The sequence below is a fragment of the Chryseobacterium sp. JM1 genome (genome assembly GCF_000737715.1).
Taxonomy (GTDB): domain Bacteria; phylum Bacteroidota; class Bacteroidia; order Flavobacteriales; family Weeksellaceae; genus Chryseobacterium.
This window is the reverse complement of sequence record NZ_JPRN01000003.1, coordinates 465,687-484,382: the sequence shown is the minus strand read 5'-3', so window position 1 is coordinate 484,382 and position 18,696 is coordinate 465,687. Positions and strand designations below refer to the sequence as shown.

General features: G+C 36.9%; 21 protein-coding genes. 10 read left to right on the top strand and 11 right to left on the bottom strand.

Features of this window, described 5'->3' with window-relative positions; translation table 11 throughout:
- Positions 1-21 precede the first annotated feature (21 nt).
- From IW22_RS07245 to IW22_RS07235, 3 genes are all read left to right on the top strand, one after another.
- The gene (locus IW22_RS07245; protein WP_034725322.1) at positions 22-855 is read left to right on the top strand and encodes a type 1 glutamine amidotransferase; all 834 of its coding nucleotides are present in this window, start codon (positions 22-24) and stop codon (positions 853-855) included.
- Between the two features lie 212 nt (positions 856-1,067).
- Positions 1,068-2,249, top strand: a complete 1,182-nt coding sequence (locus IW22_RS07240) for a hypothetical protein (protein ID WP_034725321.1) — start codon at positions 1,068-1,070, stop codon at positions 2,247-2,249.
- 102 nt (positions 2,250-2,351) lie between these two features.
- A complete protein-coding gene (locus tag IW22_RS07235; RefSeq protein ID WP_228384010.1) occupies positions 2,352-2,846 on the top strand; it encodes a MepB family protein in 495 nt (164 codons plus the stop codon).
- A 294-nt stretch (positions 2,847-3,140) separates the two neighbouring features.
- Here the strand turns inward: IW22_RS07235 and cphA are convergent, their stop codons facing one another.
- Positions 3,141-5,771, bottom strand: a complete 2,631-nt coding sequence (cphA, locus tag IW22_RS07230; protein WP_034725318.1) for a cyanophycin synthetase — start codon at positions 5,769-5,771, stop codon at positions 3,141-3,143.
- Positions 5,772-5,969: 198 nt separating this feature from the next.
- Here cphA and IW22_RS07225 point away from each other — a divergent pair, with 198 nt between their 5' ends.
- The 3 genes from IW22_RS07225 (at position 5,970) to IW22_RS07215 (ending at position 8,130) form a co-directional block, all read left to right on the top strand.
- A complete protein-coding gene (locus tag IW22_RS07225) occupies positions 5,970-6,860 on the top strand; it encodes a cyanophycinase (RefSeq protein WP_394332549.1) in 891 nt (296 codons plus the stop codon).
- 93 nt (positions 6,861-6,953) lie between these two features.
- Complete coding sequence (locus IW22_RS07220) at positions 6,954-7,796, top strand: isoaspartyl peptidase/L-asparaginase (RefSeq protein ID WP_034725317.1); 843 nt, start codon at positions 6,954-6,956, stop codon at positions 7,794-7,796.
- 97 nt (positions 7,797-7,893) lie between these two features.
- Positions 7,894-8,130, top strand: coding sequence for a YtxH domain-containing protein (locus IW22_RS07215; RefSeq protein ID WP_034725316.1), 237 nt, complete (start codon positions 7,894-7,896; stop codon positions 8,128-8,130).
- 166 nt (positions 8,131-8,296) lie between these two features.
- Here IW22_RS07215 and IW22_RS07210 read toward each other — a convergent pair whose 3' ends face one another.
- The 7 genes from IW22_RS07210 to IW22_RS07180 all read right to left on the bottom strand — a co-directional run bounded on the left by IW22_RS07210 (position 8,297) and on the right by IW22_RS07180 (position 13,658).
- On the bottom strand, positions 8,297-9,100 hold the full coding sequence (locus IW22_RS07210) for a GLPGLI family protein (protein ID WP_034725315.1): 804 nt from the start codon (positions 9,098-9,100) through the stop codon (positions 8,297-8,299).
- A 59-nt stretch (positions 9,101-9,159) separates the two neighbouring features.
- Positions 9,160-9,360: a hypothetical protein gene (locus IW22_RS07205; protein WP_034725314.1), complete on the bottom strand. Its 201-nt coding sequence runs from the start codon at positions 9,358-9,360 to the stop codon at positions 9,160-9,162.
- 358 nt (positions 9,361-9,718) lie between these two features.
- Entirely contained in the window at positions 9,719-10,510 is a 792-nt protein-coding gene (locus tag IW22_RS07200) for a class I SAM-dependent methyltransferase (protein ID WP_034725313.1), read from the bottom strand.
- An 84-nt stretch (positions 10,511-10,594) separates the two neighbouring features.
- The gene (locus tag IW22_RS07195) at positions 10,595-11,239 is read right to left on the bottom strand and encodes a GNAT family N-acetyltransferase (RefSeq protein WP_034725311.1); all 645 of its coding nucleotides are present in this window, start codon (positions 11,237-11,239) and stop codon (positions 10,595-10,597) included.
- A gap of 16 nt (positions 11,240-11,255) precedes the next feature.
- The gene (locus IW22_RS24165; RefSeq protein ID WP_034725310.1) at positions 11,256-12,092 is read right to left on the bottom strand and encodes an SHOCT domain-containing protein; all 837 of its coding nucleotides are present in this window, start codon (positions 12,090-12,092) and stop codon (positions 11,256-11,258) included.
- Positions 12,093-12,104: 12 nt separating this feature from the next.
- Positions 12,105-13,031, bottom strand: coding sequence for a PH domain-containing protein (locus IW22_RS07185; RefSeq protein ID WP_081873907.1), 927 nt, complete (start codon positions 13,029-13,031; stop codon positions 12,105-12,107).
- 90 nt (positions 13,032-13,121) lie between these two features.
- Positions 13,122-13,658, bottom strand: coding sequence for a PH domain-containing protein (locus IW22_RS07180; protein WP_034725308.1), 537 nt, complete (start codon positions 13,656-13,658; stop codon positions 13,122-13,124).
- Positions 13,659-13,767: 109 nt separating this feature from the next.
- Here IW22_RS07180 and IW22_RS07175 point away from each other — a divergent pair, with 109 nt between their 5' ends.
- The gene (locus IW22_RS07175; protein ID WP_034725307.1) at positions 13,768-14,058 is read left to right on the top strand and encodes a hypothetical protein; all 291 of its coding nucleotides are present in this window, start codon (positions 13,768-13,770) and stop codon (positions 14,056-14,058) included.
- Positions 14,059-14,117: 59 nt separating this feature from the next.
- Here the strand turns inward: IW22_RS07175 and hisS are convergent, their stop codons facing one another.
- From hisS to IW22_RS07160, 3 genes are all read right to left on the bottom strand, one after another.
- On the bottom strand, positions 14,118-15,467 hold the full coding sequence (hisS, locus tag IW22_RS07170) for a histidine--tRNA ligase (RefSeq protein ID WP_034725304.1): 1,350 nt from the start codon (positions 15,465-15,467) through the stop codon (positions 14,118-14,120).
- Between the two features lie 123 nt (positions 15,468-15,590).
- The gene (locus tag IW22_RS07165) at positions 15,591-16,046 is read right to left on the bottom strand and encodes an HRDC domain-containing protein (RefSeq protein WP_228384009.1); all 456 of its coding nucleotides are present in this window, start codon (positions 16,044-16,046) and stop codon (positions 15,591-15,593) included.
- A 14-nt stretch (positions 16,047-16,060) separates the two neighbouring features.
- Positions 16,061-16,393 (bottom strand): single-stranded DNA-binding protein, encoded by a 333-nt coding sequence (locus tag IW22_RS07160; protein WP_034725300.1) that lies wholly within the window; start codon positions 16,391-16,393, stop codon positions 16,061-16,063.
- 431 nt (positions 16,394-16,824) lie between these two features.
- Between IW22_RS07160 and IW22_RS07155 the strand changes: the two genes are divergently transcribed.
- Genes IW22_RS07155 through IW22_RS07145 form a run of 3 tightly spaced genes read left to right on the top strand, consistent with a single transcriptional unit; the run spans position 16,825 to position 18,681 of the window.
- Positions 16,825-17,730, top strand: a complete 906-nt coding sequence (locus tag IW22_RS07155; RefSeq protein WP_034725298.1) for an arginase family protein — start codon at positions 16,825-16,827, stop codon at positions 17,728-17,730.
- Positions 17,730-18,332, top strand: coding sequence for an HPP family protein (locus tag IW22_RS07150; RefSeq protein ID WP_034725296.1), 603 nt, complete (start codon positions 17,730-17,732; stop codon positions 18,330-18,332). Before IW22_RS07155 ends, IW22_RS07150 begins: the two co-directional genes overlap by 1 nt.
- A gap of 4 nt (positions 18,333-18,336) precedes the next feature.
- Positions 18,337-18,681 carry a hypothetical protein gene (locus IW22_RS07145; RefSeq protein WP_034725294.1) on the top strand — a complete coding sequence of 115 codons (345 nt, stop codon included), beginning with the start codon at positions 18,337-18,339 and terminating at the stop codon, positions 18,679-18,681.
- The last annotated feature ends 15 nt before the right edge of the window (positions 18,682-18,696 follow it).

The following is an 18,696-nucleotide window of genomic DNA, read 5'->3' as shown; positions in this document are numbered from 1 at the left end:
TTGTAAAAAATATGAAGTAGTATGAAAGATATTCGAATCGCATTGATAGACATGAACAACAATCATGTGAATCAAGGCTTTAGAAATATTAAAGAGATTTCGGAAGCATTCCAGCAGAGCTCTGAAGAAAATGTAATCATCGAAACATTTGATGTAAGGTTTAAAAATGAAATGCCTAACATTGAAGATTTTGACATCTTTATTTCTTCAGGCGGCCCGGGAAATCCACACAGAGAAGGTCTAGAATGGGAAGACCGATATGCAGCTTTTTTGGACTCTGTCTTAGAGCACAACAAATATAACGAAGATAAAAAATATCTTTTCCTGATCTGCCATTCATTCCAACTGGCAAGCATTCACTGGAAGCTAGGGAATATCTGCAAAAGAAGATCTTATTCTTTCGGGGTAATGCCTGTTCACAAAACAGAGGATGGAGAACAGGAATTCTTATTCAAAAACCTTCAGGATCCTTTCTACGCCGTAGATTCAAGAGCTTACCAGTTCATTGAACCGGATATGGAACGGTTTGATGAATTGGGCATGAAAATCATGGCTATCGAAAAATCGAGACCACATATCAATCTGGAAAGAGCAGTAATGGCGGTACGTTTCTCTGATGAAATATTCGGGACTCAGTTCCATCCGGAAGCTGATCCTAAAGGCATGATTGAGAACCTGAAAGATGAAAAAAACAAAACGGCGATGATCGAGAACTTCGGAATGGAGAAATATCTTGAAACTGTGGACAGAATAGATGATGAAGACAAGATTATCCTTACCAGAAGCCAGATCTTACCGAGATTCCTTCAGTCTGCAAAAAAAAACATTTTGAAGGGAAGTGAAGTTTTAGCTTAAAAATTTAGAGATGGAAGCTGGAAGAGGGAGGCTGGAAGTTATTTTTTGACGATTAACTTCTTATCGTTTATTTGATTGAATTTGTCATCAATAAACTAATTTTGATTCTTTTGAGGTTCATTAACTTCCCTCTTCCAGCATCCAGCTTCCATACAATAATTAAATCGGGCAGAAATGCTCGATTTTTTAAAATCAAATCACAAAGAAAAAATATGATCCCAAAATACAGAAAACAGTTCAACCAGGAGTTTTCACAGGAAAAATACGATCAGCTTAAAGACATTCTTACGGAAAAAGGCGGTATGGCACCAGCCTTCAGAATTTCGGAAAGTCCTATTTTTCTTCCCAACGAATTTAAAAATAAACTTCTGGACGCCAGCGACAGTATTATTGACCAGATTAAAGCACTTCCTGCTGAAGTCCTTTCCAAAGCTGTCCCAGATAACTGCAAGGTTCCCAATGATACCAAACAGCCTCATTTTTTCACGATAGATTTCGGGATCTGCCGGAGCGAGAACGGGGAAATAGAACCCCAACTGATCGAGCTGCAGGCTTTTCCTTCCTTATATGCTTTTCAAAAAACTTTTGAAGAAACGTTTTGTGAGGTCTACCCTTTTCTCTCGGAGATCAAAAATAAAATGCCCAATGAGGAATTTAGAAATCATCTAAAGAAACTTATTGTAGGAGACGAGCAGCCTGAACATGTTATTCTGCTTGAAATATTTCCGGAGAAACAGAAAACGGCTATAGATTTTGCATTAACGGAAAAACTATTAGGCATAAAAACAGTTTGTCTGACAAAAGTAAAAAAAGAAGGCAGAAAATTATTTTACGAAAACAATGGAAAACTGACTGAGATTAAAAGAATCTACAACCGTGTGATCTTTGATGAACTCGACAGAATCCCTGATTTAAAAGCCGGATTCGATTTCCGTGAAGATATTGATGTACAATGGGTCACGCATCCTAACTGGTTTTTTAAGATTTCCAAATTCCTTCTTCCGATGCTTAAGCACCAGTTTGTTCCTAAAAGTTATTTCCTGCACGAATTCCCGGAGCATGAAAGTTTAGAACATTTTGTACTGAAACCTTTATTTTCATTTGCAGGAAGTGGAGTGAATTTAAATCCTACAAAAGAAATCACTGAAGCTATTGAGGACAAGGAGAATTATATTTTACAGAGAAAAGTAACCTACGAACCTATTTTTGAAGATATTAACGGAGATTTTTCAAAAGCAGAAATCCGACTTCTTTATATCTGGCACGAAAATGAAGACCGTCCTGTTCTACTTGAAAATCTAGGAAGAATGACAAAAGCTGCTATGGTGAATGTAGATTTTAATAAAAAAGATGCCATATGGATTGGTAGTTCTAATGCGTTTTTTGGAGATTAATAAGAAACAAATCAAATCCCGATTAATACAACAAATCCTTCTGAATTCAGGAGGATTTTCTATTTTTGTAACACGGAAACAGCGAAAAATAAAATGTACTCAATGAACCTTAAAAATGTTGATGAACTTATTTTTCAGCCTCTTGAACTGAAGCTTTTAAATATAGAAGAAGACACTGAATCTAAAGACTATTCCGGTTGCGGTTTTACACTCAACGATTTAAAAATCAAATTCCGTACATCTAAAATAACACCCACTAAAACAGGTCAGTTTGTAACCATCTGGAAACGGAATGAAAAGGGAGAAACGGCTCCATTTGATTCAAATGATGTTTTTGATTTCTATCTGATTTCTGCATTCAAGGATCATAACAAAGGACTTTTTGTCTTCCCGAAAAAGATACTCGTGGAAAAACAGATTTTGTCCCACGGGAAAAAGATGGGGAAAAGAGGAATCAGAGTCTATCCAAGCTGGGATCTTACAGAAAACAAACAGGCAAAAGCGACTCAAAAATGGCAGACAGCGTACTTTCTTGATCTTTCAAAGGACTCAGAAGCGTATCTTCAAAAAGCTAAATTTTTATTTGATTTGAAATAAAGCAATTGATCTGTTTTTTGACGCAAAGTTTTAGATTAATAATATATAGTTTAAAGATTGCAAAGACAGAATCGATCAGAGATCGATTCGACTAAGCGAGCGTTTTATCCATACTGCTTTATCAGTGGCTCTGTCGTCTTCTTTGCATGACATAAAGTAGAACATACTTTTAATAAAACTTTACGTTAAAAAAAAACTCTCGCAGATTGAACAGATTTTGCAGATCATATGATCTTTTGTTTAAAATAAAAAACGGCTGAAAATTCAGCCGTTTTTATGTATAAATTATTTATTTTATGAATTTTTATCGTCTTCCAGCAGCTCCCGTGCCTGATATTCCTGTACAAGGTCGATTGCGTTTGAAATAACGTCACTTAAAGCCGTGATGAAAGTTCCGTCTTCAGCCATTCCCATGGCGTGTTTTAAAGCTTCAATCTCTTTTGGAATAATCTCATAGCTTACATCTCTTCCTGCTTCATTAATTCCATCAATGATTAATCCATTGATTTCTTCTTCAGTTCTTCCTCTGAGGTGCTTTTCATTTCGGATAATAATGTAATCAAACATTCTTCCGGCGATCTTTCCACACTCTCTGATATCACTGTCACGCCTGTCACCTACCCCGGAAATAATACCGATTTTCTTTGTAGATTCTACGTTTTTAAGATAATCTTCGATCGCTTCATACCCCGAAGGATTGTGAGCAAAATCAATCAGCACCTTGAAGCTTTTGAATTTAAAAACATTCAGTCTTCCAGGTGTAAGCTGGGCACTCGGAATAAAAGTTCTCAGAGAATTGGAAATATCTTCAATGGCAAAACCATAAAGATAACTTGCCAAGCTGGCTGCCAGAACATTTTCGATCATAAATCTGGCCTTTCCTTCCATCGTGATCGGGAAGTCTTTGGCTTTTCCGATTCTGATCTTCCAGTCACCTTTTTTAATGGTTACAAAGCCTTCTTCATAAATGCAGGTAATTCTTCCTTCTTTGGCAAATTTTACAATATGGGGATTATTTTCATCCATACTGAAAATGGCAACTTTGCTGTCAAGATCATTGATGATCTTCATAGAATATTCGTTGTCTGCATTCAATACGCTCCAGCCGTTTTTCTTTACGCTGTCCAGAACGACTCTTTTCACTTTCGTCAGGTCTTTCAGATTGTGGATATCATTCATTCCTAAATGATCTTCCTCAATATTGGTTAAAACCCCGATATCACACTGTGAAAATCCTAAGCCTGAACGAAGAATTCCTCCTCTGGCCGTTTCTAAAACAGCAAATTCAACAGTCGGATCTTTTAAAACAAATTCAGCAGAAAGCGGTCCCGTAGTATCACCTTTGGTAAGCATCGTATTCTGAATATAAATACCGTCAGAAGTCGTGAAACCTACTCTATAGCCGTTGCTTTTTACAATATGTGAGATCAGTCTTGTGGTCGTTGTTTTTCCGTTGGTTCCTGTTACTGCAATAATTGGAATTGTAAAAGGTTTTCCCGGAGGATACAGCATATCAACCACCGGCGCTGCTACGTTTCTCGGAAGACCTTCGCTTGGCGCCAGGTGCATTCTGAATCCCGGTGCAGCATTCACTTCTATGATTGCAGCACCACTTTCTTTCAGAGGTTGCGTAAGGTTTTCAGCCATAATATCGATACCGCAGACATCCAAACCAATGATTTTGGAAACTCTCTCAGCCATCGTGATATTTTCCGGGTGTACCATATCCGTAACGTCTATAGATGTTCCACCCGTAGAAAGGTTGGCTGTAGACTTTAAATACACGATTTCTCCTTTGTGAGGAACCGTTTCAAGAGTATAATGAAGTTTTTCAAGAAGCTCAGACGTATCTTTATCCACTTCTATTTCGGTAAGGACATTTTCATGACCATATCCTCTTCTCGGATCTTTATTTTCTTTATCGATCAGCTCCTGAAGATTCAGTTCACCATCACCCACAACGTGAGCAGGAACTCTTCTTGCAGCAGCTACCATTTTATTGTTAATGACCAAAACCCTGAAGTCATAGCCTGTAACATATTTCTCTACAATTACTTTTCTGGAATATTTCTGAGCATGTTCCAACCCTATTTTGGCAGCTTCCCAATCGTTTACATTGATGGAAGACCCTTTTCCATGGTTTCCGTCCAGTGGTTTCAGAACGATAGGATAACCAATCTTTCTGATAACATCCGTTAAGCCTTCTTCATCCACCACCAAGTCCCCGATAGGAACCGGAATAGCTGCATCGTGAAGCATTTTTTTGGTCAACTCTTTATTGCATGCAATATCTACCGCGATAGAACTTGTCTTTCCGGTAATGGTAGCCTGAAAACGCTGCTGATTCACACCGTAACCAAGCTGTACAAGCGAATTTGTTCCTAATCTGATCCACGGAATTCTTCTGGAAACCGCTTCCTCTACAATACTTCCCGTAGAAGGACCCAGACGGACACGTTCTCTGATCTCTTTTAATCTATGGATACAGGCATGAATATCATATTCTTTATCTTCAATAAGAGCTTCTGCAATCTTTACGGCTTCTTCAGCAGCATAAATCCCTGCATTCTCTTCAATATAATTAAAGACCACATTATATATTCCCGGTGATTTTGTTTCACGGGTTCTTCCGAAACCTACATCCATACCCGCCAGCGTCTGTATTTCCAAGGCAATATGTTCAATGACATGTCCCATCCAGGTTCCTGTTTCTATCCGGTGAAAAAATCCGCCCTCTACTCCTTCTGAGCATCTGTGAGTGATGAGAGACGGGATCAGTTTTTGAATTCTTTCCCTGAATCCGTCGATTTTGTTGGTAGGGTAATTCTCCATTTCTTCAAGGTCCAATCTCATCTGTATCAGCTTCTTTCTTCTGATACTCCAGATATTTGGGCCGCGTAGTGCCTGTATCTTCTCAATTTTCATAATCTATTTGCATTTTTATCAGTTAACAATAACTCCTTCAAAAATCAAAGATAATGTAAAACCCTAAACGAAACTATACCACGTTTAAACATTTCTCAAAAAAGAATTAAAATAAATTAACAATCCTAAAACATTAAAAACCATTTAAATGTGGCATGAATTTCGCCAAATGTTAAATATTTTTTAAATTTGCACACTATGATGAGACCCGTTGGAAAATTAATTATTATCGGAGGAGCTGTAAACAAAGGAAGCTTTGCAGAAACCGATTTCGACCAGAACATTGAAAAAAACCTTAATTTCTTTGAAAGAGGGATCTTGCGAAAGATCATTAACGAATCAAAGCACAAAGAAAATTCTGTCATCGAAATCGTAACGACAGCCTCACAAATCCCACAAATTGTAGGTACAGAATACAAAAAAGCTTTTGAATTTCTGGGTGCCAAAAATGTAAATATCCTCGATATCCACAACCGTGAAGAGGCCAATTCTGATGCTATGGCCGCAAGGGCTAATGCTGCTGATGTGGTGATGTTCACCGGTGGAGATCAGCTTAGACTGACTTCTATTCTTGGAGGAACGAGATTTCACGATACCATTTTACTGAAATACCAGGAACAGGATTTTATTTATTCCGGAACTTCTGCCGGTGCGGCTGCCGCTTCTGAAAATATGATTTATCAGGGAAGCAGCTCTGAATCTCTTTTAAAAGGTGAAATTAAAACCACCCAGGGACTAGGTTTAATAGATAACGTCATTATTGATACCCATTTCGTACAGAGAGGCAGAATCGGACGTCTTTTCCAGGCTGTAGTCAATAATCCACGAACATTGGGAATCGGACTGGGTGAAGATACCGGACTTTTTATTCATGATGATGTCATGACTGCTGTAGGTTCAGGTCTTGTGATCCTGGTAGACGGAAGATTCATTAAAGACACCAATCTTACCAATATCAACCTTGGAGAACCGATTTCTATCGATAACCTTACCGTACATGTCATGTCTATGAATGACCATTACGATCTTACTACGAAAAAACTGACAATAGAGAATTCACAATTTAATCCGATACCACAGGATAAATAAAAGTGAATAGTCAATGGTGAATCGTGAATTTCATCAGCTAAAATTTTTAACCTTATCTTGACAATTGATTTTCACAATTGACACCTACAACATATGAAAATAATAATCCACGGCGGTTTTTTCTCGGAAAGCGACCAAAGCCATGAAGTAAAGACAGCTAAACAAAATTCTTTAAAACAGATCGCTCAGAAAGCCTTTGACTATCTTCAGACCCATTCTGCGTTTGATACCGTGGCCTATGCCGTTTCCCTTCTGGAGGACGATCCTTTATATAATGCAGGCATCGGTTCCCAGATACAGAGTGACGGTGTGATCCGTATGAGCGCCGCTATTATGGATGGACAAACACAAAAATTAAGCGGTGTAATTAATCTTCAGGACGTAAAGAATCCTGTTTTTGTAGCGAAAGCACTCATCAATGAAGATGACAGAGTTCTTGGCGGAAATGGCGCTAAAATCTATGCATCCGAACACGGTTTTGAAAATTTCTCTACTGAAATTCCTCAGAGAAGAAGCGAATATGAAGCTAAACTTAATAACGGCGGAAAAGGAACTGTAGGCTGCGTGGCTCTTGATAAAGATGGCAAACTGGCTGTGGCCACCTCTACCGGAGGAAAAGGCTTTGAAATTCCGGGAAGGATATCAGATTCAGCGACGGTGGCAGGAAATTATGCCAATGCCATTTGTGCTGTAAGCTGTACAGGTGTTGGAGAAGATATTGTAAGCAATGCCACTGCTGCCAAAATCGTTACAAGAACTACAGACGGGATGAGTCTTGAACAGGCCTTTACCAAAACTTTTGAGGAGCTAAAAGTGATTGACGGGTTCGCAGGAGCCGTCGCCATAGACAAAGATGGAAATATCTATCATCAGGATTCTTATCCTACGATGGTCTTCGCCAGTTTTGATGGCGAAAGTTTTCAGGTCTTCCAATAATTTTAACATTTTTTTATCATCTGATTTATTTTTTTGGCACGTATTTTACATGTTTAGTAATAACAAATTTTAATACAACATCTTAAAAATAGAAATCATGGGAAACAAGACAAAAGGTTTATTAGCTTTATTAGGAATTGGTGCTTTAGCATATTGGAAATATAAAAATTCTACTCCTGAAGAGAAGCAGGCTGTAAAAGATAAAATCAATACCGCTAAAGACAATCTGAACAAATGGGGAAATGATGTAAAAAGCAAAGCCAATGATGTGGCTTCCCAAGTTCAGAATAAAGTAGATGAAGCTAAGACAAAAGCAGAAGATTCTTTAAGCTAAAAGCAGATTAGTTTTTTTAACATTCATATATAGAAAGTCATTGTAGTCTCAGGATTACGATGACTTTTCTTATAGGCTGAAAGATGGAATGATAAAAATAATAACTACCTACATAAAGGAAAGATACCCTAGTATGGGTGTTTATAAAGCTAACAATATTGAAAAACTATTCTATGCTTAGCTCAATGGGATTGTATTTTTTAGCCATACTTTCAGCGCTCCGCTTTAACTCTTCGAATTGGCTTTTATCCTGTATATATTTGCTTAGTCTATCGATATTTTCATATTTATTCCTCTGGTAATTATAAATCTTTTCTTTCTGAACTTTCTTTGCACTTCTGTAGATATTTGCTGAATTGCAAGTATATTTTCTTTTCCTAAAAACATATAATGTATAATGATAATCTTTTTTACTGTCATATAATTCAGTAATCAAACCTGGCAAGCCATTAAATTTATATGGCCCATATTGAAATGGAATCTCTGTGGTAAACCAAGCTGTCCAAACTCTTCCGTATTTTGTTGTTTCTGCTTTTTGGCATTCAAAGCCCAGAACATTTTTAAATTGATTTTTTACTTTCCAATTTATATCATTGGATTCTTCATATTCAAAAGCTTTTCCTTCTATTTCTGTTGTAAAATAAATCGTTTTTGATGTTGTACCAATGTTTTCAGGAAAATCTGTATAATATCTGTTGTAATAATTACTTAGATCTTTCTCCATATTTCCAGTATTTTTCATTTGCCTTGCTAAAATGAGAGAATCTGCCATGTATTTATTCATACTCTTAAAATAGGAAGAACTATTCCCAATCAGCAGAGCAAAAGTAGTTTCATACGCATATGAATTTTCAGTATTTGTGAGTTTATAGCGTAATTTATAATCTGCCTCAAATTTAACTTCAAACTTCTTTTGTGAACATATTGTTATAGATAGCAATACAAAGGTAATTTCTATCACTTTTCTCATTTTAAAAATTTTAAAAGATTATAAAAGGTACTTCCAAATTAAAGGAAGTACCAAAGTTTTTAATGTGAATAGATTACAATTGAAGAAGGTCTTTCGCCACATGCTATAAGATTGATGTCAGATAGCTCACTTGCAACTTGATTTAAACTCATTCCTTGAGTTCCACTCACTTCATAAACTTTTCCACAAGATGTTCTGAAAGGGAATGCAGAAACTACACCTGTTAAGAATAAAGTTCCTAATAAAATTGTTTTTTTCATAATCGTTTTTTTTAATGATTAGCAATTAATTTTAAAAAAATCGTTTTAAAAATATACAATAAATCAAAACAGGTGAGAATTATTTTATTATGTTAAATGTCTGATTTACAAATATTTACACAACTTGATAAAATTCATTAAAAAAATAAATGGGATTCATAATACTCAAAAAGATAATTATAAAAGAATTTAAAATAATAGAATAAATTATTTTTTTAAAGAGTAAAAATAGCCCAAGAAATTGATCAAACTTTAATCAATATCAAATCCAAGGCTCTTGGTATAGAGTCTCACAGAATATGAGAAGAATCCGGAATCAATTAGTGAATTGATGTATTAACGAAAGAATTAAATAAACCTACTTTTGCCTTCCTCTTAAGCTATACACCATCGGGATTTTATTTCCTATGTGTGCAATCCTCCATTTTCCTTTTTCAAACTCGTCCACATGGCTAAAACACGGATAAGGTGACCAATCATACTCCTGAAAGATTTCCAGCTCAATTTGATGGTTGATCAGATTTTGAAGGACTTCACCTAGAGAATGGTTCCACATCACATATTCCTGAACAATATCTGCAGATCTGTCAGCGTAAGTGCCTTCGAAGGTCTCTACGATGGGCTTTTCATTAAAATAATTGTACGCTACTTTGGTAAAATCATCATCGAACATCCAGACTGCCGGATGAAATTCTGCCATGATAAATTTCCCGCCAGGTTTTAAAAAATGACTGATCACACCAGCCCACTGATCCAGATCAGGAAGCCATCCAATGGTTCCGTAGCTGGTATATACGATATCAAATTTCTGATCCAGAATATCCGGAAGGCTGTAAACATCCGAGCAAATAAATTTGGTGTCGGTTCCGCATTGTTGGGCAAGATCTTTTCCCGCCTCAATAGCTTTATCCGAAAGGTCGATTCCGGTAACATCCGCCCCCATTCTTGAAAGCGAAATAGAATCCTGGCCAAAATGACACTGCAGGTGCAGAACACTTTTTCCTTTTATATCTCCTAATAGTTCCAGTTCTATGGAGTTAAGCGAAGTTCTTCCTTTTAAAAATTCATCAACAAAATAGAAATCCGATTTCAAATGCGGGTCTACTTTGGCATTCCAGGAATTTTTATTGATTTCCAGGTAATTTTCCATGGTTTTATTATTTTCAACAAATATAACTAATGTTTTTAAATCTTATAATGGGGATTTATTAAGGTTAACTTTATATCTTAAAAATTAAATTTTATGAATAACAATAGACGTATAAGGACTATAAAGCTCCCACCCCATCGATTGATAAAGACTTCTTCCCACTTCGGTGGCTACTAAAAAATTATTTGAAATACCTTTTGATACAGCTACTTTTTCAAGTTCCTTCATTAGGAAGGTTGCGAGACCTTTTCTTTGGTGTTTTTCTTCTGTTATAATTCTGTCGTACACCGCGAGATCATCTATCATCACAACACGGCCGACAGAAGCCAGTTCATGGGTTTCTGCAATGATTTTAATGACTGTTGTAGAATTATATGTTTCAGATTCAATCCGGTAGCCCTTGCACAGGTTTTCTGCCTTAATCTTCATAAGTCCGAAACAGGACATCATGTAGCCGGGAGACTGTATTACCCATTGATCAGGCACCCTCTTTTTCACTTCATCCGGAGAAGCGCAAACTTTGAGGTAGATCCAGGGTTCATTAATCTGTTTTGAAAGTTCGATAAAATCATCATTCAACTCAGAAAAAACATATCTTATTTTTTGCTTTTCTTCTCCTACTTCTACTTTAAAACCCTTTTTATACCGTACCGGAAGAGGAAGTTTCCTCGACAGTGACCATCCTTTCAACCATTTCTCCACAAGATCATGAGATACTTTATCAGCCATGATTTATAGATTCTATTTATGAAAGCTGGCCCAAAAGTTTCTTTTTCTGCTCTGCAAATTCCTGCTCGGTGAGGATTCCATTTTCCCTTAGTTTGCCAAGTTTTTCAAGTTGCTCAAAAATAAGATTCGATGCCACTCCTTTTGTTTCCGGCGTGTCTTCCGGTGTTTTATTTTGATTATAAATTTTATGAATGAAGTCGTAAAAACGCTCTCCATCCAGTCTGTCACAGAAACATTCGAATTCAACGATTTTATTCTCAGTATGCAGTTTAATAACCGGAGATATGGAATTGCTTACAAAACTTACTTCGCTGATGGTTTCATTCGGATACGTATTTACTTTTACCGGTGCAAACATAGCCTTTGATACAGAAACGATTCTTTTGGGTGTCACCAACAGCATTCCGGCATCTACAGTCTTTATAAACTGAGCATCAGTGGCGGCCAGGATAACCTCATCTACAGCAAGTATATGGGGTAATTCTTTGATTTCTCCTTTTGTAAACATGGACAGATTGGCACCTACCTGTTCCAGCTGATATTTGATTTCCTTCAGTCTTCTTTTGTAAAGATCGCTGGGCATTTCATCAGATGCAAAAACGGTCATACTTTCTATCTTATTTTCTTGAGGCTGCTGTTCAATGGTTTCAGATTGTATTTTACCTGTTTCTACCAGGCTTTTAATATCCCTGATGCTGAATGTATTGAGACTATACAGAAGTTCCTGATGAATACTGCTTACTTTGTCCAGACATTTGTTGCAGAGATTTCCGCCGTCCGAAAGTTTATTTTCGCCGAGAAGGGTGTCTATTGACGTCAGTTCAGCACTGCATAATGCACAGATATTGCTCATTGTAGGTCTTTTTTAAAGTTTATCCAGAAGCTTTTTCTTCTGCTCTGCAAATTCTTCTTCCGTCAGAACCCCCAATTCCCGAAGTTTGCCCAGTCTTTCAAGCTGTTCAAAAATTAAAGAAGGCGCAGCTTTCTGTTCCGAATTCTGCTGGGGTTTAGGAGGCTGCTGTACAACTTGTTGTTGTTGTTGTTGTTGTTGTTGTTGTGCCTGCATCTGCTGTAGTCTGATCTGATCTTCAGAACGTCCGATGTAATCCTGTACGGCATCGTGGAAATTTTTTGCAGCACTTTTTATATACAGCTTAAATTCAGCAGTGAAACCGGGTGTGTATACCTTCAGTGTTGAAGACATCAAACTTGTATCATGCTGTACCGAACTTACTTTGTGAAGCGGAAATTCGTTTTCAAACACTCCGCCGAAGAATTTCTTATCAACGAAAATAATTCTTCTCTCCGTGGAAACCACAATCCCTTCCAGGTTATTGTGAAGGTATTTTCCTTCTGCGATGGCAATAAGCTTTTCGTTTTCATCAAGGACATTCACCAGCTCCTCTACCTCACTGTTCACAAAAAGGCTAAGCTTGGCACCAGTCGCAACGATCTGATCTTTGATTTCATCCAATCTGCTCGGCTCATCCGGAGTATAGGTGAACTGAATGCTTTGAGATGGAGTTTCAACGATCCTTGGCTGGGCAATCTGGATGGCTTCAAACGATTCGGTTTCTATGGTCATTTCCGGTTCGCCTCCTTCATTCAGGACCATGCTTCTTATCTGAACAATGCTGTAATTACCGAGGTCAGAGACCAGATCTTTATTAATATTGGTGGCTTTATTGAGACATTTATTGCAGAGAACTCCTCCGTCGGAAAGTTTATTTTCGCCTAAAAGCGTATCCATGGACGTGAGCGGAGTTCCGCATAAAGCGCATTCAGTATTCATTTGGTTTTATGTTTAATAGTTTAAAGATTAATGCTCAACAATATTTGCATTAACCCAAATTACAAATTTGTGTTTAAAGTAAGAGCAATATTACAATCTTTCCATCAGTTTTTTCTTCTGCAACTCAAATTCTTCTTCTGTCAGAACGCCACTCTCCCGAATTCTTCCCAACTGCTCCAATTGATCTAAAATGGTAGGCTCAGATTTATTTTGGAAATATTCTTTAGGACGGGCCATGAAGTCTCTTACTCTTTCACAAAACAATTCTGCATAATATTTTCCGACATTATCGATCTCCAGAATATTATCCGAGATATGAATGTCTATGGAAGCCAGCATCAACGACTTTTCATATTGTATGGAACTTACCTTATCATAAGAAAAATCTTCTACTTTCAGTCCATACATGAATTCTTTATCCACAAAAATCAATCTTCTTTCTGTGGCAACCAAAATGATGTGGTGATTGCTCAGTTTATTTCTCCCCTCAATCAAATACACCAGTTTTTCATTCTCCGAAAGCACTTCCGGCAATGCGTGAATTTCTTTTCTGGCAAAAATGGTAGGGTTGATATCCAAAGTTTCCAGCTCATCTTTTATTTGATCAAGTCTTGATTTTTCGCTCATTATTAGTTTTTTATCAATGGGACATATTACAAATTTAATTTTTTTTAAAATACGGAAAACCATAAGGCTATTATTTTACACCTAATTATTTTTAAACAAAATTTTTATCATGGCGCTAATTACAAAAACTGATCTTTATTTTACAGACTATTCCTGGAGTGCAATAGAACCCGATGATCCAAGGGTGACCGGTGAACCCGACAGCACTTTATTAAACAGAAAAGAAGGCTATGAAATTCTTTATTTCATCAATAAACTCAGTGATATCTGGAGTTTAAAAAACAAATCGTCAGCTACAAAAATTGAAAGAATGATAAGGTTCGAAGTTCCATCAAATATACACAGTCAGTTGACTATTCGAATTTGGATTCATGATAACTGGAATGAAAGCAGATATTAAAAACCACAAAAAAAGCATTACCGGTTTGATAATGCTTTTCTTTTATATTTTCTAAGATATTATCCTAAAAACTCCTCCAGAGAAAGCGTTTTCTGCTCTCCGGCTGTCAGATCTTTAAAGGTAACTGTCCCATTTTTAATTTCTTCTTCTCCTAAGAAAACCAGGTTTTTAATTCCTTTCTTTTCGGCGTAGGTAAACTGTTTGTTCAGTTTTGCATTTTCAGGGTAAAGTTCTGCAGAGATTCCTTTTTGTCTCAACTGCATAATCAGTTTTAAAGCGTCTACCGTTCCTTCTCCTCCGAAGTTAGCAAACAGATATTCTACCTGAGTGTTAGCTTCTTCAGGGAAAATATTAAGCTCTTCCATGACCAGATACACCCTGTCCAGACCAAACGAAATCCCAATACCAGGAATGTTTTTCACTCCGAATACTTCAGTAAGGTTGTCATATCTACCACCTCCGCCGATAGATCCCATCGCTACCTCATCCGCTTTAACTTCGAAAATAGCTCCGGTGTAATAATCCAAACCTCTCGCCAGCGTAATATTGAATACCAGATTCTGCATATCTACACCAAGATTCAGTGATTGTGTCAGAACAAATTCCAGTTCTTCCACTCCTTTCAGTCCAATTTCACTGTCTGCAAACTTCTCTTTCAGTTGAAGAAGGTTTTCCAGCGCATCATCCGATTGGTTAAATAAAAATTCCAGTTTATCGATAGATTCCTGAGAAATTTCTCTCTCCAATAACTCCTTCACCACACCGTCTTTCCCGATCTTGTCAAGTTTGTCCAAAGCAACAGTAAATTCAATCAGCTTATCGGTAATACCTGCATATTCTGCAAGACCCGAAAGGATCTTTCTGTTGTTCATATGAATGGTAACAGGAATTTTCAGGTCAGAGAACGATTTCAGATATAACTGAACCAAGTCCACTTCCTGTAAAAGACTTTCGCTTCCCACTACATCGGCATCACATTGGTAAAACTCTCTGAATCTACCTTTCTGCGGACGGTCTGCTCTCCAAACCGGCTGGATTTGATAACGTTTATAAGGGAAGGTCAGTTTCCCATGATTCATCGCTACGAATCTTGCAAAAGGTACCGTAAGGTCATAACGAAGGGCTTTGTCTGAAATTTGGGAGATTAATTTCTGATGGTTTTTATTATCCCAGTCTTCCTGATTCACTTTTGAAGCGTACTCTCCTGAATTTAAAATTTTAAAGATCAGTCGGTCACCTTCTTCCCCGTACTTTCCTGTCAAAGTAGAAAGATTTTCAAAGCTTGGTGTTTCCAATGGCTGAAATCCGAACAATTCAAAATTATTCTGTAATATATTGATGATATATTTTCTTCTGGAAACTTCCTGTGCTGTAAAATCTCTCGTTCCTTTTGCTAAACTTGGCTTCATTTGCTGTATGTCATTTTGATATATGCAAAAATAAGGAATTGAAAGGACTTTTCCGAAACATAAAAAACTGAGGAAGGAATCTTCCCCAGTCTTCGATGGATTATCATCATTAAGTCCGAAAAATCAGACACTTTCAAGGATTTCTAAAATCTCTTCACCATAATTTTCAATCTTATGTTTTCCGAAACCTTTGATGTCAAGCAATTCTTCTTTTTTCACAGGCTTATACTTGGCCACAGACATCAGTTCTTTATTGCTCGCGATAAAATAAATGGGGAGATTCTGTTCTTTCGCCTTCTCTGATCTCCAGTATTTCAGGGCATCTAAAATTTTTTCTTCATCCGAACTTAAGACATCATTATCTGCAGAGTACTTAACTGCTTTTGGCTCTTTCACAACATTTTTAGCGGCTTTAGCCTCTTCAAAATACAGGACCACGGACCAATAACATTCATCATTTACAAAAGCGGTTTCCACTTTTATAATTTCGTTTACTTCCAGGAAATCATCAAGCATTCTTTGATCTTTATAGAGAAATTCTTCAGGAAGTCTGATTTTAAAAACTTTTACTTTCATCATTTGTGTTTTTAGAATTATTTACTTCCCAGCAGCAGGATCTCATCGATTCTGATTTCTGTAATATATCGCTTCACACCATCTTTATCATCATAGGATCTGTACGTAAGCTTCCCTTCAACAGCAATTTCTTTTCCTTTTGGTACGTATTTCTGAAGGATTTCAGCTGTTTTTCCAAAAGCTATCAGATTGTGCCATTGTGTTTCTTCTACTTTTTCACCTTTTGCATTGGTGTAATGATCGCTGGTGGCTAAAGACACGCTTGCTTTTACGCTTCCGCTTTCGAAGTTTACGGTTTCAACTTCTTTTCCTGTGTAACCAATTAGTGTTACTTTGTTTCTTAGTGACATAGCTTTAAAATTTTTAAGATTAATAATTCAGATAAGAGACGTTCACTTTCTTTCTCAAATCTCTGTTGCAAAGATTGTCACAGTACACTGGCTTAATCGGTTATAAACTATTTAAATTCATTTGTATCCGTTTGTTGTCGAATAATTTTCTTTCTGATTTTTAAAGTTTATTCCATTAAACATGAAATTAAAACCTAAATCATTTAATAGAATCCATTTTATTTTTAATTGAAAAAAAATGCTGTAATCTTTTAATTCAGAGATAAAAATTTACGATCTATTTCTTGTCATTAAATTTTTTAAATATTATCGCCATTTTATTTAATTATTCTCATCGCAGCAATGCTAAAAAAACCTCTAAAAAAGAGTCCAATATATGATCTCACCCGTTTTCAAACGGATAATTCCGTATCTTTGAGGAAATATCATCTATGAAAAGGGACATCAATATTTTTGAGTTTCCTCTCAATTTGGGATTAAAGAAAAAAGAGCACGAATCTGAGCCCGGTGTCAGAAAACTTCCGGATTGGCTCAGAAAATTTGATTTCCATCAAGAAATCAATCCTCAACATATTTTCAGACTGGAAGCACCGGATTATTCCATGGAACTCGATCAGGAATCTGGTGTTTTAAATGCAGACGGTATTATTGAATATGCTCAAAAACAGGCTGATTTCATCTTAAAAAATCACAAAGAAGATTCCTTCAATATTATGCTTGGTGGTGACTGCAGCATTTTAATAGGAACTGCCGTGGCTTTAAAGAAACTTGGAAATTACGGATTATTTTATCTGGACGGACATACGGATTTCATTCCTGTTCATCTCTCAGAAACAGCTGCCGCTGCGGGGCTTGATCTTGCTGTTATTACCGGAATGGGGCATGAAAAACTAACCAATATTCAAGGTCTTAAGCCTTATTTTTTGGAAGAAAATATTTTCTGTGCCGGAAATGCAGAAACGGATGATGAAGAATATGTGGGACAGATTATCAATTCAGATATTCATTATTTTGATGTGTATGAATTGAGAAAAAATGGTTTTGGAAAAACGGCAGAAGATTTTCTAAAGATGGTTAGCAGCAAAGCTCTGGACGGATTTTTCATTCACCTTGACGTTGATGTTCTGAAAGACGAACTGATGCCCGCCGTAGACAGCAGAATGGAAGATGGAATTGATTATGAAAATCTAAGAGAAATCCTGAAGCCTCTGCTTCATTCTCCCCTATGCTTCGGAATACAAATCACCGTTCTGGACCCTGATTATGATGAAAATGGAACGTATACAAAACCTTTCGTAAAGAATTTAATTCAAATTATAAAAAATAAAGAAGATTAATGAAGAAGACTATAAAAAGAACATTCAGGGTATCAAAATATGTAATCTACAAAGAAACCCTGGTTGATTATAAAGAACATTTCTGGTCGTTTCTGGGAGCATTTGTAGGTATTGGACTTATTGCATTTATCCAGTCCCACTCTGTTTCCGCTACCGAAAATATATTTCTGATCGGATCTTTCGGGGCCTCCAGTGTTCTGATCTATGGAGCGATCCAGAGTCCGTTGGCCCAGCCGAGAAATCTTGTGGGAGGACACGTGCTTTCAGCAATTGTAGGTGTTACCGTTTATAAAATTGTTCCCGATATTATCTGGCTTTCGGCCCCGCTGGCCGTGGCATTTTCCATTGTACTGATGCAGTATACCAAAACCCTTCATCCACCGGGAGGCGCTACGGCCCTGATCGCTGTGAGTTCTGTAGGTAAGATTCCTGAATTGGGCTATTGGTACGTTCTTTCTCCTGTTTTGTCAGGCTGTATTATTCTTCTCCTTGCCGCCCTGTTATTCAATAATATGACACCCAACAGAAGCTATCCTACCCATACGAGATTCAAAAGGCTGTTAAGAAAAAAACACGAGCATACCCACAAAATGAAAAAATAAAAACATGGAATGTCTTGAATGTGGCGAAAAAATTATCGGGAGGTCTGATAAAAAATTCTGCAACGATGCCTGCCGGAACGCCTACAATAATAAGCAGAATAAAGACTCCACCAATCTGATGCGGAATGTAAACAACAGACTCCGCAAAAATTACCGCATCCTGATGGAATTAAATACGGACGGTAAAGCAAAAATTGCCAAATCGAGGATGGATGGCTTGGGTTTTGATTTCGATTACTTCACCAACCTGAAAGTGTATAAAAATGGCTCTGAATATAGATTTATTTATGACTATGGTTATAAACTTTTAGAAGAGGATTTTGTTCTGATCGTTAAAAGTCAGTCTTAATCTCACACTATTCCT

Bases quoted from the DNA above. Each gene is read 5' to 3' on its own strand.
- hisS (WP_034725304.1), bottom strand. From the start codon at position 15,467: ATGAAGCCAAGTTTAGCAAAAGGAACGAGAGATTTTACAGCACAGGAA.
- IW22_RS07175 (WP_034725307.1), top strand. From the start codon at position 13,768: ATGGCGCTAATTACAAAAACTGATCTTTATTTTACAGACTATTCCTGG.
- IW22_RS07155 (WP_034725298.1), top strand. From the start codon at position 16,825: ATGAAAAGGGACATCAATATTTTTGAGTTTCCTCTCAATTTGGGATTA.
- IW22_RS07185 (WP_081873907.1), bottom strand. From the start codon at position 13,031: ATGAATACTGAATGCGCTTTATGCGGAACTCCGCTCACGTCCATGGAT.
- cphA (WP_034725318.1), bottom strand. From the start codon at position 5,771: ATGAAAATTGAGAAGATACAGGCACTACGCGGCCCAAATATCTGGAGT.
- IW22_RS07240 (WP_034725321.1), top strand. From the start codon at position 1,068: ATGATCCCAAAATACAGAAAACAGTTCAACCAGGAGTTTTCACAGGAA.
- IW22_RS07245 (WP_034725322.1), top strand. From the start codon at position 22: ATGAAAGATATTCGAATCGCATTGATAGACATGAACAACAATCATGTG.
- IW22_RS07225 (WP_394332549.1), top strand. From the start codon at position 5,970: ATGATGAGACCCGTTGGAAAATTAATTATTATCGGAGGAGCTGTAAAC.
- IW22_RS07145 (WP_034725294.1), top strand. From the start codon at position 18,337: ATGGAATGTCTTGAATGTGGCGAAAAAATTATCGGGAGGTCTGATAAA.
- IW22_RS07235 (WP_228384010.1), top strand. From the start codon at position 2,352: ATGAACCTTAAAAATGTTGATGAACTTATTTTTCAGCCTCTTGAACTG.
- IW22_RS07160 (WP_034725300.1), bottom strand. From the start codon at position 16,393: ATGTCACTAAGAAACAAAGTAACACTAATTGGTTACACAGGAAAAGAA.
- IW22_RS07195 (WP_034725311.1), bottom strand. From the start codon at position 11,239: ATGGCTGATAAAGTATCTCATGATCTTGTGGAGAAATGGTTGAAAGGA.
- IW22_RS07210 (WP_034725315.1), bottom strand. From the start codon at position 9,100: ATGAGAAAAGTGATAGAAATTACCTTTGTATTGCTATCTATAACAATA.
- IW22_RS07150 (WP_034725296.1), top strand. From the start codon at position 17,730: ATGAAGAAGACTATAAAAAGAACATTCAGGGTATCAAAATATGTAATC.
- IW22_RS07205 (WP_034725314.1), bottom strand. From the start codon at position 9,360: ATGAAAAAAACAATTTTATTAGGAACTTTATTCTTAACAGGTGTAGTT.
- IW22_RS07215 (WP_034725316.1), top strand. From the start codon at position 7,894: ATGGGAAACAAGACAAAAGGTTTATTAGCTTTATTAGGAATTGGTGCT.
- IW22_RS07200 (WP_034725313.1), bottom strand. From the start codon at position 10,510: ATGGAAAATTACCTGGAAATCAATAAAAATTCCTGGAATGCCAAAGTA.
- IW22_RS24165 (WP_034725310.1), bottom strand. From the start codon at position 12,092: ATGAGCAATATCTGTGCATTATGCAGTGCTGAACTGACGTCAATAGAC.
- IW22_RS07180 (WP_034725308.1), bottom strand. From the start codon at position 13,658: ATGAGCGAAAAATCAAGACTTGATCAAATAAAAGATGAGCTGGAAACT.
- IW22_RS07220 (WP_034725317.1), top strand. From the start codon at position 6,954: ATGAAAATAATAATCCACGGCGGTTTTTTCTCGGAAAGCGACCAAAGC.
- IW22_RS07165 (WP_228384009.1), bottom strand. From the start codon at position 16,046: ATGATGAAAGTAAAAGTTTTTAAAATCAGACTTCCTGAAGAATTTCTC.